The 14,916-nt window shown below is 66.3% G+C and carries 11 protein-coding genes; 6 read left to right on the forward strand and 5 right to left on the reverse strand.

What is annotated here, in order from left to right:
* Genes AB2N08_RS13295 through AB2N08_RS13305 form a run of 3 tightly spaced genes read right to left on the reverse strand, consistent with a single transcriptional unit; the run spans position 1 to position 1,959 of the window.
* Complete coding sequence (locus tag AB2N08_RS13295; RefSeq protein WP_367611128.1) at positions 1-1,047, reverse strand: NAD(P)/FAD-dependent oxidoreductase; 1,047 nt, start codon at positions 1,045-1,047, stop codon at positions 1-3.
* Positions 1,034-1,492: an Rrf2 family transcriptional regulator gene (locus AB2N08_RS13300; RefSeq protein WP_367611129.1), complete on the reverse strand. Its 459-nt coding sequence runs from the start codon at positions 1,490-1,492 to the stop codon at positions 1,034-1,036. The genes AB2N08_RS13295 and AB2N08_RS13300 overlap by 14 nt, the downstream gene beginning before the upstream one ends.
* Positions 1,493-1,551: 59 nt before the next feature.
* The gene (locus AB2N08_RS13305; protein ID WP_367611130.1) at positions 1,552-1,959 is read right to left on the reverse strand and encodes a YbaN family protein; all 408 of its coding nucleotides are present in this window, start codon (positions 1,957-1,959) and stop codon (positions 1,552-1,554) included.
* 267 nt (positions 1,960-2,226) lie between these two features.
* Here AB2N08_RS13305 and AB2N08_RS13310 point away from each other — a divergent pair, with 267 nt between their 5' ends.
* Positions 2,227-4,119, forward strand: a complete 1,893-nt coding sequence (locus AB2N08_RS13310; protein WP_367611131.1) for a sensor domain-containing diguanylate cyclase — start codon at positions 2,227-2,229, stop codon at positions 4,117-4,119.
* 184 nt (positions 4,120-4,303) lie between these two features.
* On the opposite strand, the gene AB2N08_RS13315 is transcribed toward AB2N08_RS13310, so the two are convergent.
* Positions 4,304-6,649 (reverse strand): CHASE domain-containing protein, encoded by a 2,346-nt coding sequence (locus AB2N08_RS13315; RefSeq protein ID WP_367611132.1) that lies wholly within the window; start codon positions 6,647-6,649, stop codon positions 4,304-4,306.
* Positions 6,650-6,793: 144 nt separating this feature from the next.
* Between AB2N08_RS13315 and AB2N08_RS13320 the strand changes: the two genes are divergently transcribed.
* The 5 genes from AB2N08_RS13320 (at position 6,794) to AB2N08_RS13340 (ending at position 12,779) form a co-directional block, all read left to right on the forward strand.
* Positions 6,794-7,237: a hypothetical protein gene (locus AB2N08_RS13320; RefSeq protein ID WP_367611133.1), complete on the forward strand. Its 444-nt coding sequence runs from the start codon at positions 6,794-6,796 to the stop codon at positions 7,235-7,237.
* A gap of 101 nt (positions 7,238-7,338) precedes the next feature.
* Positions 7,339-7,944, forward strand: coding sequence for an LON peptidase substrate-binding domain-containing protein (locus AB2N08_RS13325; protein WP_367611134.1), 606 nt, complete (start codon positions 7,339-7,341; stop codon positions 7,942-7,944).
* Between the two features lie 23 nt (positions 7,945-7,967).
* Positions 7,968-8,717 carry a hypothetical protein gene (locus AB2N08_RS13330; protein WP_367611135.1) on the forward strand — a complete coding sequence of 250 codons (750 nt, stop codon included), beginning with the start codon at positions 7,968-7,970 and terminating at the stop codon, positions 8,715-8,717.
* A 281-nt stretch (positions 8,718-8,998) separates the two neighbouring features.
* Positions 8,999-10,582 carry a DEAD/DEAH box helicase gene (locus tag AB2N08_RS13335; protein ID WP_367611136.1) on the forward strand — a complete coding sequence of 528 codons (1,584 nt, stop codon included), beginning with the start codon at positions 8,999-9,001 and terminating at the stop codon, positions 10,580-10,582.
* 211 nt (positions 10,583-10,793) lie between these two features.
* Positions 10,794-12,779 carry an acyltransferase family protein gene (locus AB2N08_RS13340; protein WP_367611237.1) on the forward strand — a complete coding sequence of 662 codons (1,986 nt, stop codon included), beginning with the start codon at positions 10,794-10,796 and terminating at the stop codon, positions 12,777-12,779.
* Between the two features lie 41 nt (positions 12,780-12,820).
* Here AB2N08_RS13340 and AB2N08_RS13345 read toward each other — a convergent pair whose 3' ends face one another.
* Positions 12,821-14,893 (reverse strand): DUF7024 domain-containing protein, encoded by a 2,073-nt coding sequence (locus tag AB2N08_RS13345; RefSeq protein WP_367611137.1) that lies wholly within the window; start codon positions 14,891-14,893, stop codon positions 12,821-12,823.
* Positions 14,894-14,916 lie beyond the last annotated feature (23 nt).

The following is a 14,916-nucleotide window of genomic DNA, read 5'->3' on the forward strand; positions in this document are numbered from 1 at the left end:
TCAGCGCGCACCCGAATGCGATGCCGATGCCGACTCCGTTGCCGATGCCGATGACGACTCCGTTGCCAATGCCGATGCCGATGACGCGACAGCCATCATCGGCGCCGCAAACGGCGTCACGCCAAACAGCAGCGAGCGATGCGCGCCGACGCCTGCCATGGCGCCATCGGCCACCGCGAGCGCCACCGAGCTGGCGGCGCGCATGGCATCGCCCGCTGCGAACACGGCCGGCACCGTGGTCTGGCGCGATTCGTCCGTGCGAATGAATGGCCCCAACGGCCCGGCGTCAAATGCGCAACCGAGTTGTTCCGCAATAGGGCTGCTCATGTGCACGCGCCCATACGTGAACAGCCCGGTCATGATCTCTTGCCGTCCGTCTTCCAGCACCACGGTGGCGACATTCACCAGCCGCAGCACCGGCGTCTCGTCGATCTGCACGCCGCGCGCCTGCAGATCGGCGCGCTGCGCGTCATCGAGCGAGCACACGCCGTTGGTGAAGAACGTCACGTGCCCCCAGTGCGGCAGCATCTGCGCCTGGTGCACCGATAGCGGGCCGCTTGCCAGCACGCCGATGCGGCCTTCGTTCAGCTCGTAGCCATGGCAGTACGGGCAGTGGAACACGCTCTTGCCCCAGCGCTCGGCCAGGCCGTCGATGTGTGGCAGGTCGTCGCGCACCCCCGTGGCCAGCACGAGGCGCGCACCGCGCACGGTCCTGGCGCCATCGAGTTCGACGACGAACGCGTGTCCATCGATACCGCCGTCATGGCGCGCGGCAGTGGCCACGCCGTCATGCCAGCCCACGTTGGGATAGGCGGCGACGTTGGCGCGGCCCTCGGCGGCGATGTCGGCGGCCGGCTGGCCGTCGCGGGTCAGGAAGCCGTGCGAATTGGTCGCGAAGCGGTTGCGGCGGTGCCCGGCGTCGACTACCAGGATGCGGCGCCGGGCGCGCGCCAGTTGCAGCGCGGCCGACAGGCCGGCATAGCTGCCGCCAATGATGATGACGTCGTAGTCCGTTGTCGATGCAGGTGTCGGTTCAGTCGTGTTCATGCTCGGGCCTCGTGTGAAGGTGGTTGTCGTAGCGTCCGTTGAAATCGCGCGACAGATCGGCCAGGCTCACCTGGCCAAGGCGCTCGACCAGCAGTGCTTCGGCCTCGGCAAATGCGCCTTCGAGCGAGGCGTTCACCACGCGTTCGACCAGGCATTCGCTGTGCTCGTTGCGGTTGCCCATCGCGAACACGGTGGGTGCGCCGACCGCGTCGTAGATGTCGCGCAGCGTGACCCGGGCCAGGTCGCACGTCACGGTCCAGCCGCCGCCGTGGCCCCGCTCCGAGCTGATGTAGCCGCGCTCGCGCAGGCCGGCCAGCACGCGCCGCACGAGCACCGGGTTGGTGCCGAGCATGCCGGCCATCTGCTCCGAGGTCATGGGGCGGTCGCTGTGGGCCAGGTGCAGCAGCACGTGGAGGACGGAAGAGAGTTTGCTGTCGCGTTTCATGTAACTAATGATAGTACAAAAACGCGCGGCATGCGATGACCTGACCCGAAAACGGGTCTTTATGGCAGGTCGGTGCGGGAAACGATGGGTTCGGCGGCTCTGGGTGGCAGCTTCAACGTCGGCAAGTACCACCACATATACGTGCTCACGCAGGCGCCGATCACGCCCATCATGATCAGGATGGCGACGTTGTCGAAGTGCCGCGACGACCATGCCATCGACCCCCACAACATCACGGTGGCGACGATCTTGCCCTTGAGCGGGATGCCGTGGCCAGCCTCGAAATTGGCCAGGTACTTGCCGAATACCCGGTGTCCGAGCAACCAGCGGTGCAGGCGCACCGAGCCGCGTGCGAAGCATGCCGAGGCCAGCAGCAGGAAGGGTGTGGTCGGCAGCAATGGCAGGAATATGCCGAGAATGCCGAGCAGCACTGCCAGCACGCCGGCGACGTTGTAGAAAACTTTCATGGCGTTACTCTAGCACCCTCGCATGGAGCTTGTCGAAATGACCATCCGGTGCGCATCCTGTGCGACTTTGCAACAGTGACACGCCGTTGCCCGTCTCTTATTAAGCAACCTTTAATTCCATCTCGCAACTTTAATTGTGCAATTCAGTATAATGGTGTGCTCGACGACGGGCGCGTTTGTTCGGCAGCACCAGGAATTGTTTTCGACGCCCGGCTACCTATTCCCTCTGCTGGCCGTTTGTTGCCTGGCTCGACCCGGCCACCTTCCATGCCTTATCCCAGTTCGTCCAATCCTCTCGTGGCCATGTTCAGCGGCTATTTCCAGCGCCGCGTATTGCGCCAGCTGTCGCTGTACCTCGCCCTGATGCTGTCGGTGGTGTGGGGCCTGGTGGCGGTCGAGCAGGGGCGCTTCGCCACGCTGGCTGAAGCCGGCGGCAAGAACAATGTGCAGAATCTGTCGCGCGCATTCGCGGAAGAGGTCAGGGCCACCGTCGGGCTGGTCGACCTGTCGCTGATCCAGTTGCGCGGCACCTGGCAGCGCGATCCGACCGACTTCGCCCAGGGCGTGGCCGAGCATACGCGCCATCTGCGCATGCCGATCCATATCGCCGTCACCGATGCAGACGGCAGTCTGCTGTATTCGAATGACGACACCGCACCGCGGGGATTGGCGTTGGGCGACCTGCCCCAGTTCGCCATCCACCGCACGCAGGCAGGCGATCGGTTGTACGTTGGCCGGCCCGAGAGGCTGCGCGCCGGCGACCAGTGGACGGTGCAGTTCACACGCCCGATCCGCGATGCCGGCGGGCGCCTGACGGGCGTGATCGCCGCGTCGATCCCGCCATCGTATTTCCTGCGCTTCTACGACAGCATCGATCTTGGGCCGGATGCGACCGTGAGCCTGATGCGCCTGGACGGCACCATCGTCGCGCGCAGCTCGCGCGTGGATGGCAACCGCCATATGGGAGCGAATATCGCCGGCACGCCACAAATGCTGAGCCGGGACGCGAGCGGCATGTTCCGCAAGGTCAGCGCGCTCGACAGCATCGACCGCTTCTACGCGTGGCACAAGCTGCCCGACTATGGCCTGGTGGTCACGGTGGGCCAGGCCGTGCGCGATGCCGAAGCGCGCTTTGCCCAGCAAGGCTCGGTGATGCGCAATGCCGGCGTGATCGTGTCGCTGGTGCTGGGCGTGCTGGGGTGGGCGGCGATCGGCGCGGCCGACCGGCGCCGGCGCGCGCTCAAGGCGCTGGCCGCAGCCGAAGCGCGCTGGAAGCTGGCGCTGAACGCCGCCGGTGACGGCGTCTGGGACTGCGACGTCACCAAGGGCACGGCGCTGCTCTCGCCAAGCGCGCAGCGCATCCTCGACAGCGAACACGCCACCGTGTCGTGGTTCGGCAGCAAAGGCGTGGCCGAACTGGTGCACCCGGATGAATTCGAGGCCGTCCGCACGGCCCTGCGCGAACACATCGAGGGCGTGACGCCCGACTACGCGATGGTGCACCGGATCCGCATGCGCGACGGCAGCTGGCGCTGGATCGAGGCGCGCGGCACCGTCACTGAACGGGGCGAGCGCGGCGAGCCGCTGCGCATGGTCGGCACGTTCTCGAACATCGACGCGCGCAAGCAGGAAGAAGAGCGCATGCGGCGCATGGCGCATGAAGACGCGCTGACGAAACTACCCAACCGCGTGCTGCTCGACGACCGGATGCGCCAGGCGATCCTGGTCGCGGCGCGCGACGGCCACAAGGTGGGCCTGATCTATTTTGACCTCGACAAGTTCAAGCCGGTGAACGATACCCACGGCCACGCGGTGGGCGACCGCCTGCTGCGCATGGTGGCCGAGCGCGTGCGCGCGGTGCTGCGCGAATCGGACACGCTGGCGCGCGTGGGCGGCGACGAATTCGCCGTGCTGCTGCCGCGCTGCGGGCAGGTGCAGGACACCGAGCGCGTGGCCGGCGCCATCCTGGCCTGCCTCGAGCAACCATTCATGGACGACGCGGGCGAACTGAATATCTCGGGCAGCCTCGGTTACGCGCTGTATCCCGATTGCGGCGACGATGGCGAAGCACTGCTGCACAGCGCCGACCTGGCGATGTACGACGCCAAGGCGCACGGGCGCAACCGGATTTCGGGCTGTTACCGCACCAGGGTGGGATAAGACGGGAACGAAGAACACCTGTCATTCCCGGCCTCGTCGGCCACCTTGGCGGAAATCCAAGTCGGTTGCGCAGCCAACGATGTCGAGCGCTGTGACCAATGCATGCAGCCTTGGGTTCCCGTCTCCGCGGGAACGACGACTCATACAGTGCAGTACGGATCAGGATTGTGGTGCGTCCGCGCCATCACGGCAGCGCCCCCACATCCGGCTCGGCCAGCGCCGGCAGCACATGCGCCGTGTGCCTCGGCAGGTAGATGGTCACCGTGGTGCCGTCCCCCGGCTTGCTCGCCAGCCGGATCTGCCCGCCGCTCTGGCGCACGAAGCCATGCGCCATTGACAACCCCAGCCCCGTGCCTTTGCCTTCCGGCTTGGTCGTGAAGAACGGCTCGAACGCGTGTTCCATGACCTCTGGCGGCATGCCGTGGCCATCGTCTGCCACCGTGATCATCACGTAGTCGCCCGGCGCCAGTTCGGCGTCGAGCTGGCCGGCGGCGGCGTCGATCGTCACGTTCGCCAGCCGCAGCGCGATGTGGCCGCCGCCTTCCATCGCGTCGCGCGCATTGATGATCAGGTTGAGCAGCACGTGTTCGAGCTGGTTCGGGTCGACCAGCGTCGGCCACAGGTCGGGCGCGCTGCTGCGCTCGAGCGAGACGGCGTCGCTGGCGGCGCGCTGCAGCAGGCTGTCGCTGCGTTCGAGCAGCTCGGCCACGTTCACCACGCTCGGATGCAGCGGCTGGCGCCGCGCGAACGCGAGCAGCTGGCCGGCCAGTTTCGAGCCCCGTTCGACCGCGTCGAGCACATTGTGCAGGCGCTTGCGCGTGGGCGGACCGTCGGCGCGCAGCATCAACTGTACGTTGGCGCTGATGATGTGCAGGATGTTGTTGAAGTCGTGCGCCACGCCGCCGGTGAGCTTGCCGACCGCTTCGAGCTTCTGGGCCCGGTGCATGGCCAGGCGCGCTTCGACCAGGCGCGCCTGGCGTTGCAGCTCGCGCTCTTCGGCGGCGCGCCGCGACGTGATGTCGCGCACGAATACGGTGGCACCGGCGCCGTCGGCTGGCGGCAGCAGCGCCACTGCCAGTTCTACCGGCACGCGCCGTCCGCTCGTGTGCAGCACCTCGGTTTCGGTCGGCTGGCCCGGCAATGGGCCCACGCCGCTGCGGGCGAAGGTGTCGAAGGCGCTGCGGAAGGCCGCATGCTGCTCTGCCGGCAACAACTGCTCGGCCGGGCAGCCGATCGCGTCTTCGGCTTCCATGCCGAAGATCTGCGAAGCTTGCGCGTTCCAGTCGGTCACGCGGCCCTGGCGGTCGAGCGCGACGAAGCCGTCGTAGGCGGTTTCCAGGATTACGCGGATGCGGCGGCCGTCGGCGGCGATGCGGTCGTGCGACTCGCGCAGTTCGAGCGTCATCGTGTGCGCCAGTTCGAGCGCGCGCCGGCGCGACCCGGCCAGCAGCCACACGACCAGGCTGGCCAGCGCGCCGAGCACGATGCCGGCCAGGCCGATCATGTACGGGCGGGCCGTGTCGAGCGTGGCTTCGAGCGCGGCGCTTGAGCTCATCCGCACGGTCCAGACGCGCCCCGCGATCATCATCCTGGTGGTGGACAGGCGCGGGGCCGTGTGCGTGGCGACGCCGGCCGACTGGTACAGCAATGTGGCCGGCGTGGGGGTGTCGCCATCGTGGATCGTGATGTCGAGTTCCGGCGCGCTGGCGCCGCCCACGCCGCGCATCAGGTCATTCATGCGAAACGGCGCGTAGATCCAGCCGGTCAGCGCGGCGCGGCGCTGGAGCACATCGTCAGTCAGGCGCCCGGTGCGGTATACCGGCAGGTACATCAGTACGCCCGACTCGACGCTGCCGTTGTCTTCCTGGATCAGCACCACCTTGCCGCTCAGGGCCGCCTGGCCGCTGTCGCGGGCTGCAAGCAGCGCCGCGCGGCGCACCGGTTCACTGGCCATGTCGAAGCCGAACGCGCGCAGGTTGCGCGCATTGAACGGCTCGATGTGCGAGACCACCGCGAGCAGCGGGGCCGATGTCGCGGCGCCCGGCGCCGGCTGCACGCGGTAGCCGGGAAAGCCATCGGCGCGCACCTGGTCCTCGTGCGCGGCCACGTCGCCCGGCGCCAGTGCGGTGGCGAGGCCAAGCGCGCCGATGCCGGGAAAATTCTGGTGCAGGCCGAGGCTCTGGTAATACTCGGCGAACACGGCGCGCGGCAGGTCGACCGAACCGCGCACGAAGCCGCGCGCGCTATGCAGCACCTGCTCGTAGACGAGCATGCGCCGGCTGATGTTGTAGGTCATCGCGCGGGTGCGATAATCGAAGGCTTCGCGCAGCTGCGCCTCGGCGTTGCGCTGCGCGCTGGACCAGGCCACCCAGGTCACCAGCAGCGTGATCGCGAACACCAGCAGCGCCATCAATAGTGGCGCGTGACCGGCGGCGGGCGGCGGCGGGGCAGGGGGGCGGGTGGCGGTCTGCTGCATGTCCTTGATTGGTGCAGCCGTGGCGGCGCAGTGGATGGGGGCGGTAAGGTGCACAGGATACGCACGCTCGCATTCGCAGGGCGCACGCAACTTTGCTAATTTATTAATGAATCACATCAATCGATCGCGTTGCTTGTTCAATTATTTGATGAAATATTCTAGCCCGAATTTCCTTGCTCGTAAGTACGCTGGTGCTGCATGAGGCAAATCTGGCGCCGCCACTGGCCGTTGACCGTACTGGCCGCTGCGATTGGCTTGCTTTTGGTGTGGAGCATGCTGGCCCCGGTCAAGGGCGGCAGCCATCAACTGCTGCTGGCGTTCCCGCCCGGCGTGACGGTGGGTGGCATGGCCGTGCCGGGTGAAATCCGCCTGACGCGGGGCGTGCAGGATGTGCTGCTTTTACGCAACAACGACCGGGTGCCGATCGTGTTCGGCCCGCTCAAGGTCGCGCCCGGGCGCGAGGTGCGCCTGCCGTTCGGCGAAGAAGGGGTGTTCGAGTATGCCTGCCCGCCGGTGCTTGGCAAGACCGTGCGGGTGCGCGTGGTGGCCGCGCCCGGGCCTGGCTGGACGCGCCTGGCCTGGCGCCTGGACAGCCTGCGCCAGTCGGTGCGCTACCTGCCGCTGCGTTCGCCAAACGACTGAAGCGCCCGCTGAACAAGCCGATTCCGGCCGCTGCGTGGCCCCGCAATCGTGTCCCGTGTTGGCGACGATTCTGTCATCATGAGCCCATGTCGACGATTTCCATGCCACTGTTTCCACTCAGTACGGTGCTGTTTCCAGACGGGGTGTTGCCGCTGCAGGTGTTCGAGGTGCGCTATCTCGACATGATCAGCCGCTGCATCCTCGACGGCACGCCGTTCGGCGTCGTGCTGCTCACCAGCGGGCACGAGGTGCGCACGCCCGATGCCGAGCAAGAGCGCTTCGTGGCGGCCGGCACCATCGCATCGGTCACCGAAACCACCACTGAAACCCCGGGCCTGCTGCAAGTACTGTGCCGCGGTGGGGCGCGCTTCAATGTCGTCACTGCCGAGCAGCGCGTCAACGGCCTGTGGATGGCCGAGGCCGAACTGGCCGAAGAAGACCAAACGGTGCGCATTCCGTCCGAGCTGCAGGGCGCGTCCGATGCGCTCGACCGGGTGCTCAATTCGCTGCACGAGGTGCCGCAGCACCGCTGGCCGGTGCAGCCGCCGTTCCGGCTCGACGACTGCGGCTGGGTCGCCAATCGCTGGTGTGAGCTATTGCCATTGCCCAACCAGCAAAAGCACAATATGCTGATGCTGGATAACCCCGTGATCCGGCTCGAATTGCTGCACGATGTCCTCGACGAACATGGGTTGATCACTTCCTAGCCGCTCATCAAGGCCCAGCCAGCATGACATTCTCGGACGACCTGCTCATTGCGTACATCAACGGCGACCTCGCCGAACCGGCGCGTGCGGCGGTCGAGCGGGCGACGCGGGCCGATCCGATCCTGGCGGCGCGCGTGGCCCAGCACCGCGCCGAGTTGCGCAGCCGGCATGGGCGCAGCGTCGGCGTCTCGGCCAATGGCCACGATGGCGGCGCCAGCGCGCAGCGCGCGGTGCCGTACGGCGCCAAGGTCGTGCACCTGAACAGCCTGCGCCCGGGGCGCCCGCTGCCGTTGCCGCAGCCCGAACCGGGCCGCTTCGGTGGCCTGCACTGGGTCACGCTGGCGGCGGCGCTGCTCGGCAGCGCCGCACTGGGCGCGATCGGCTGGCATCACCTGGGGCAGGGCCCCGGCCTGGCCATGCTCGACCATGACAACGGCGTGCTGGTCGCGCGCGGCGCGCTGGTGGCGGCCCTCGACGATCAACTGGCCACGCCGGGCCCGTCCGACAGCGGCGTGCGCATCGGCGTCACCTTCGTGGCCAAGGATGGCGGCTATTGCCGCAGCTTCGTGGTCGACACCACGGCGGGCCTTGCCTGCCTGCGCCGCGGACGCTGGACGATTCCGATCCTGTCCCAGGGCACGGCCGGCGCCGCCTGGCTCGACGGCAGTATCCCGCCGCCGGCCGTGCGCGCCGCGATCGAGGCGCGCATCGCCGGCAGCGCGCTCGATCCGGCCGCCGAACGCGCCGCCCAGCGACGCGGCTGGGCCCGGTGAGCAGGCTGGCGCCGCAACCTGCGGGCCCCGCAGTATTTCTTCTGATAAACTGCTTAAAAAAGTGGCGGGCATATACATGGGTGCCGATTTCGGGTATCTTGTCACCCGCTAAAAGTGTCTCTACGTCCGCTTTCTCCGGCCCGCTTGCAGGCCAATCATCCGGTCCCGCCGCCTTGCGCGTGCGGCCGGTTTCCGTTGTCATCCCCCGCTGCGTGCTGCCGATCGCGATGGGTAAAACATGCCCGATCGTAGAGCTGAACAAATGAATGCCCGAAAAAACTATGTCTGATACCCCGAACAATACCGAAGTCGTTGTCACGCCAGGCGTGGATGTGCTGGTCGCCGCCGACGCCGTCCCGGTCGTGCGCTTTGCCGATTTCGGCCTGGCGCCGGAAATCCTGCGCGCGCTGACGGACCAGGGCTATGTCCACCCGACGCCGATCCAGGCCGAGGCGATTCCGGTCGTGCTGCAGGGCCGCGACGTGATGGGCGCCGCCCAGACCGGCACCGGCAAGACGGCAGGCTTCTCGCTGCCGATCATCCAGCTGTTGATGCAGCACGCCAACGCCAGCATGTCGCCGGCGCGCCATCCGGTGCGCGCGCTGATCCTGGTGCCGACCCGCGAACTGGCGGTGCAGGTGGCCGAGAACGTCAAGGCCTACGCCAAGCACACGCCGCTGCGCGCCACCGTCGTCTTCGGCGGCATGGACATGAAGCCGCAGACCGAGCTGCTGCGCCGCGGCGTCGAGATCGTCATTGCCACGCCGGGCCGCCTGCTCGACCATATCGAGCAGAAGAACGTCAGCCTCGGCCAGGTGCAGATGCTGGTGATGGACGAAGCCGACCGCATGCTCGACATGGGCTTCCTGCCCGACCTGCAGCGCATCATCAACCTGCTGCCAAAGCAGCGCCAGAACCTGATGTTCTCGGCCACGTTCTCGCCCGAGATCAAGAAGCTGGCCAATACCTTCCTGAACAATCCGCTGACCATCGAAGTCGCCCGCAGCAATGCCACCGCCGACAAGGTCACGCAGATCGTCTACAAGGTCGACGAAGGCCAGAAGAGCGATGTCGTCGAGCACCTGATCCGCTCGCGCAACCTGAAACAGGTGATCATCTTCTCGAACACCAAGATCGGCGCCTCGCGCCTGTCGACGCACCTGGAAAAGCGCGGCATCAAGGCCTCGGCAATCCATGGCGACAAGACCCAGCAAGAGCGGATGGCGGCCCTGGACGCGTTCAAGGATGGCGGCGTCGAAGTGCTGGTGGCGACCGACGTTGCCGCGCGCGGCCTCGACATCACCGACCTGCCGGCCGTGATCAACTACGATCTGCCGTACAACGCCGAAGACTATGTGCACCGGATCGGCCGCACCGGCCGCGCCGGCGCCTCGGGCGACGCGCTGTCGGTGTATTCGGAGAAAGACGAGCGCTTGCTGGCTGACATCGAAAAGCTGATCAAGCAGACGATTACGCGCGGCACGCTCGATGGGTTTGTGGCGCCGGTCAGCCGTGGGCGTGATGTCGCTGGCGGCCGCGAATTCGGCCGCGACGCCAGCCGTCCACCGCGCGACGCCAGCCGCGAATTCGTGCGCGACGGCAGCCGCGATGCGGCCGCGCCGCGCGATGCGGAACGTGGTCCGGGTCGCGGCCCGAATCGGGATGCCGACGCCGGCCGCGGTGCGCCACGCACGCCGCGCACCGGGCCGGGCCCGGGTTCACGCCGCGAGCGCGTCGATCCATGGTTCCTCAAGCCGTACGAGCCAGCCATCAGCCCGCGCAAGGACGTGAGCGACGGTTTGAGCGCGCCGGCCAAGCCGGGCAAGCAGAAGCTGGCGTTCCTGCTGGGCGGCGGGCCGAAGTAAGCGGCGATCATCTATAAAAAAAGCCGGCATGGGATTCCATGCCGGCTTTTTTTTGCGTGTTGCAAACCAGTACTTTTAGAAGCAATCACCACCAATTGTTGCCGGCGTGGCATGTCCGCATGCGATAATTTTGCCTTTAAGCTACTTAGCTGGCTCGCGGCGGCGCCGTGACCCACACTTGGGGATTCTCTTGCATTCTGAACGTCAGGCAGTGCTCGCTGCCCAACATTTACCGTACCGGGCAGACATCGATGGCATGCGTGGCATTGCCGTGGCCATTGTCGTGTTGTTCCATGCGTTCCCCGCGCTGATCCCCGGCGGCTTCATCGGCGTGGATATCTTCTTTGTCCTGTCCGGCTTCCTGATCTCAAAAATTCTGATGGCCGAGTTCGCGCAAAACGCGTTCAGCTACGGCAACTTCTATGCGCGGCGCGCCCGGCGCATCTTCCCCGCCCTGATCGTCGTGATGGCGGCGACACTGGCCTTCGGTTGGCTGGCGCTGTTCCCCGACGAACTGAAAATGCTCGGCAAGCACATGGTCGGCGGCGCGTCGTTCCTGTCGAATGTGTTTCTCTGGTTCGAGGTCGGTTACTTCGATACTGCTGCTGAAACCAAGCCGCTGCTGCACCTCTGGTCGCTGGGCATCGAAGAGCAGTTCTATATTTTCTGGCCGATCCTGCTGGCGCTGGCCTTCAGGTTCCGCGCCAGCGTGTTCTGGCTGACCGTCACGCTGCTGGTCGCGTCGCTGCTGGTCAACGTCGGCGGTATCAAGACGTTCCCGAGCGCGACCTTCTACTCGATTGCCAGCCGCGCCTGGGAACTGCTCATCGGCGCCTTGCTGGCCTGCCTGTCGATGCAAAAAGTATCGATCTGTTTCGGCAGCGTGCGTCGTCCCGCCAGCGATGGCGTCGGCATCGATACCCGGCCGATGTTCGATTCGAACAGTGCGGCCGGCCGCAATCTGCTCGCTTTTCTCGGTCTGGTCTTCATCGTCCTGGCGTGCATCTTTGTGCGCGGCGACAAGGGCTTCCCGGGCTGGTGGGCGCTGCTGCCAACCCTCGGCGCGGCGAGCCTGCTCGCTGCCGGGCCGACGGCCTGGATCAACCGGGTGATCCTGTCGAATCGCCTGCTCGTCTGGATCGGCCTGATCAGCTATCCGCTGTACCTGTGGCATTGGCCGCTACTGTCGTTTGCGCAGATCGTCGAGTCGGGTGTGCCAGCGCGCGAGATCCGGATCGCGGCGGTCGCCAGCGCCGTGCTGCTGGCCTGGCTGACCTACAAGCTGTTCGAGCAGCCGATCCGCACCCGTGGCGGGCGCCATCCCGCGGTGGCGATCGTGCTCACCTTGCTGGTGGTTGCGCTGGGCGGCATCGGTGGCTGGGTCTACAAGCAGGACGGTCTGCCGGCACGCGCAAGCATCGTCGAGAACGCGAATTTCCAGAAGGCGCTGAACCTGGTCGAAGACCGCGACAATGCGGCCGCGTGCAAGCAGCGCTACGGTTTCGACACGATCTATGAATACTGCCTGCTGGCAAAGGTCGATCAGGCGCCAACGATTGCCCTGCTTGGCGACAGCCATGGCTACCACGTTTCTGCAGGACTGACAAAATACTACAGCGGGCAGGGCGAGAACCTGATCTACCTCGGTACCGGCATTCCGTTCTTCGATGTGCCGGCGCTGCCGCATGAACTTTACCAGGGCGCGACGACGAAAATGTTCGAGCTGGTGCTGTCGACGGACAGCATCAAGAAGGTCATGATTTCGACGATGCTCAAACTGAATCTGGACACCAGTGGCGGGCGCATGATGGTGGAGAAATTCCGCGGCACCCTGAAAAAACTGCTCGATGCAGGCAAGGAGGTCACGTACCTGTACGACGTGCCCACCCTGGACTTCGATCCGCGCGCCTGCATCAAACGGCCCGGCGTGGCCAGTTCGACCAATCGCGACTGCACCATGGATGTCGCCGATTACAACCGGGTAGTGCAGGCGCACAACGAGATCGTGGCATCGGTATTGAAGGAATTCCCTACAGTGAAAAGCTTTGATCCGAGCAAGTACCTGTGCGACCAGCAGCACTGCAAGGCGAAGGTCGATGGCAAGCTGATGTACCGGGATACGAACCACCTGACCTACGATGGCGACTTGTATATCGGCGCCAGGTATGCCGAGGAACAGAAGGCGCGGGCGCGCTGATCGGGCGGATCTGGAGGCGCCTCCCGGCGCCGCCCTGATCGTCAAGGCGTGCCTGCGACGCCTTCTTCCTTGGTGAAATTCAGCTCGCCAATACCGATCCCGAGCAGGCGGGTGTCGGTTGGATTGCCATGCGAGGCTGGCGAGGTTGGCTTGGGCACGTCGATCACGAGGGTGCGCGCGCTGCCGTCGGTCTCGAATTGCAGGCTGATCGGCTGCATGCTCCAGCTCAGGCGGAACTCTTTCGATGCGTCGCCGGCCCGGATCGTGAATGGCAGGCCGACGTTGTCTTCAAAGGCGCGGGCATTGATTACCAGGCCGAACTTGCGCGGCAGCGGCTGCGCAAAATGGAACACGACCTGTTTGGCGTCGGACCAGCGGCCCCACGGTTCGATCGCCGACAGGCCCTCGACCCGCGTCACGAAGGTCGGATCCAGTGCTTGCGCCAGCGCGACCCGGGCAAACGATGGCGGCGGTTCCGGCAGGCGCAGCAGCACGAAGTCGGGGCCCTGGTGCACCACCTTCGCGGCGCCGTCGATGTCGCGCCGGTCCAGCACCATCAGCCACTTTTTCTCGACCGGCATCTGGTACTCGGCCAGCGGCGCATTGTCGCGCAGCTCGAGGCCGACCGTGTCCGGATGGTCAATATGGAACTGGACCCGCATGACCTGGGTCATCTCGTTACCAACGACCATCACCTGGCCGCGTTCGGCCAGCGGCACGTTCTCGAGCACCACCCTGGCGGCGCGGTCGCCATGGCCGGCAGGGCGGTGCATCTGGGTGAATTCGGCAATCCGGACCTGCCCGACCAGCAGCGAGAAAGGCAGCGCGGTGAACAGGAACAGGCGGCCGGCGTTCCAGCGCTGCGCGGCCCACAGGGCCAGCAAGGCCAGTTGCAAGGCCAGCATGATGTAGCCCGGCAGCAGGCGCATATCGAACGTCGCGATGTCCGGGCCGTCCACCACTTGCGCCGCGTAACCCGGCAGCTTGTACCAGGCCAGTGCCGCCACGATGCCGATCAGGGCCGCGATCGCCCAGCGCAGGCGCGGATGCAGGTCGCGCGCTTCGTGCAGCCCGGCGCCGGCGACGATCCACACCATCGGGAGGACGAAGCTGTAGTAGCGCATGTGCAGGCGCACGCCTTCGTTGCTGCCCGGATGCGCCAGCGTGGCGGTGTACAGGACGGTCATGCCCACGGCCGCGCCCAGCATCAGCAGCACGTAGACGCGCAGCGCATTGGTCGCCGTGCCACGCTCGCGCAGGCCGCCGAGCACGCCGTGCAGCAGGATCGCCAGCGGCAGGCCAAGCAGCATGGCCAGCGCCATCAGGTGGCCGCGGCCGTTGATGAAGGCCGGCGCCAGCAGCGCCAGGCGCGCCGAAGAATTGTCCGAGTTGGCCGCGCCCTGGTAGAACGGGCCGAGCAGGCTCATGCCGGCATCGCCCGCGAGCAGGAAGCCGAGTCCGAACTTGACGCCGATCGTGACCACGCCCGCCAGCGCTGCGGCGAACACGCCGCGCACCAGCCAGGCGCCGCCGTTGTTCCAGCTGGCAAACACCAGGTACAGGCACAGCGCCGGAATCAGGAACAGCGCATGCACCTTCACCAGGCTCATCGCACCGAGCACGGTGCCGGCGGCCAGCGCCTGGACCATCAGCGGCCAGGTGGTACGGGTCAGGACGATCCAGCTCAGGACGCAGAAGCCGAAGTAATACGTCGTCTCGGGCATGAAGTAGGCGGTGTACACGTTCAGCGGCGCCGCCACCGAGAGCAGCGCCACCGCGCCGGCGTAGCCCCGGCCCATGTACTGGCGCGCGATCAGGTACAGGAACGGCACGGCGCCAATAAAGAACGCCAGGTTGCCGATGCGGGCGCAGTCGAGGTAGCCGGCGCCGCAGCTGTTGGTCGCCCCGAAGATCCACAGGTAGAGGTAGGAGGGCAGCAGCGACTCGGCCAGCGGCGTCAGGCGCGACATCTTGCTGTAGTACCACTCGTCGGCGAAGACGGTGGGCTGGAGCCCCTGGTTACGTGTGTACAGGTAAGCCGTCAGGGCGGCCAGGGCCAGGCCGAAGGCGGCGGCCCAGATGCCACGGTGGCGGTCGAACGTGGAAGTGGTCATGGTGTTCCGGTTAATTAAACTTG

The organism is Massilia aurea, assembly GCF_040790145.1.
Lineage (GTDB): Bacteria > Pseudomonadota > Gammaproteobacteria > Burkholderiales > Burkholderiaceae_D > Telluria > Telluria aurea_C.

Excerpts from the sequence above, each read along its gene's own strand:
- AB2N08_RS13295 (WP_367611128.1), bottom strand. The coding sequence starts at position 1,047 with ATGAACACGACTGAACCGACACCTGCATCGACAACGGACTACGACGTC.
- AB2N08_RS13335 (WP_367611136.1), top strand. The coding sequence starts at position 8,999 with ATGTCTGATACCCCGAACAATACCGAAGTCGTTGTCACGCCAGGCGTG.
- AB2N08_RS13330 (WP_367611135.1), top strand. The coding sequence starts at position 7,968 with ATGACATTCTCGGACGACCTGCTCATTGCGTACATCAACGGCGACCTC.
- AB2N08_RS13320 (WP_367611133.1), top strand. The coding sequence starts at position 6,794 with ATGAGGCAAATCTGGCGCCGCCACTGGCCGTTGACCGTACTGGCCGCT.
- AB2N08_RS13325 (WP_367611134.1), top strand. The coding sequence starts at position 7,339 with ATGCCACTGTTTCCACTCAGTACGGTGCTGTTTCCAGACGGGGTGTTG.
- AB2N08_RS13305 (WP_367611130.1), bottom strand. The coding sequence starts at position 1,959 with ATGAAAGTTTTCTACAACGTCGCCGGCGTGCTGGCAGTGCTGCTCGGC.
- AB2N08_RS13345 (WP_367611137.1), bottom strand. The coding sequence starts at position 14,893 with ATGACCACTTCCACGTTCGACCGCCACCGTGGCATCTGGGCCGCCGCC.
- AB2N08_RS13310 (WP_367611131.1), top strand. The coding sequence starts at position 2,227 with ATGCCTTATCCCAGTTCGTCCAATCCTCTCGTGGCCATGTTCAGCGGC.
- AB2N08_RS13300 (WP_367611129.1), bottom strand. The coding sequence starts at position 1,492 with ATGAAACGCGACAGCAAACTCTCTTCCGTCCTCCACGTGCTGCTGCAC.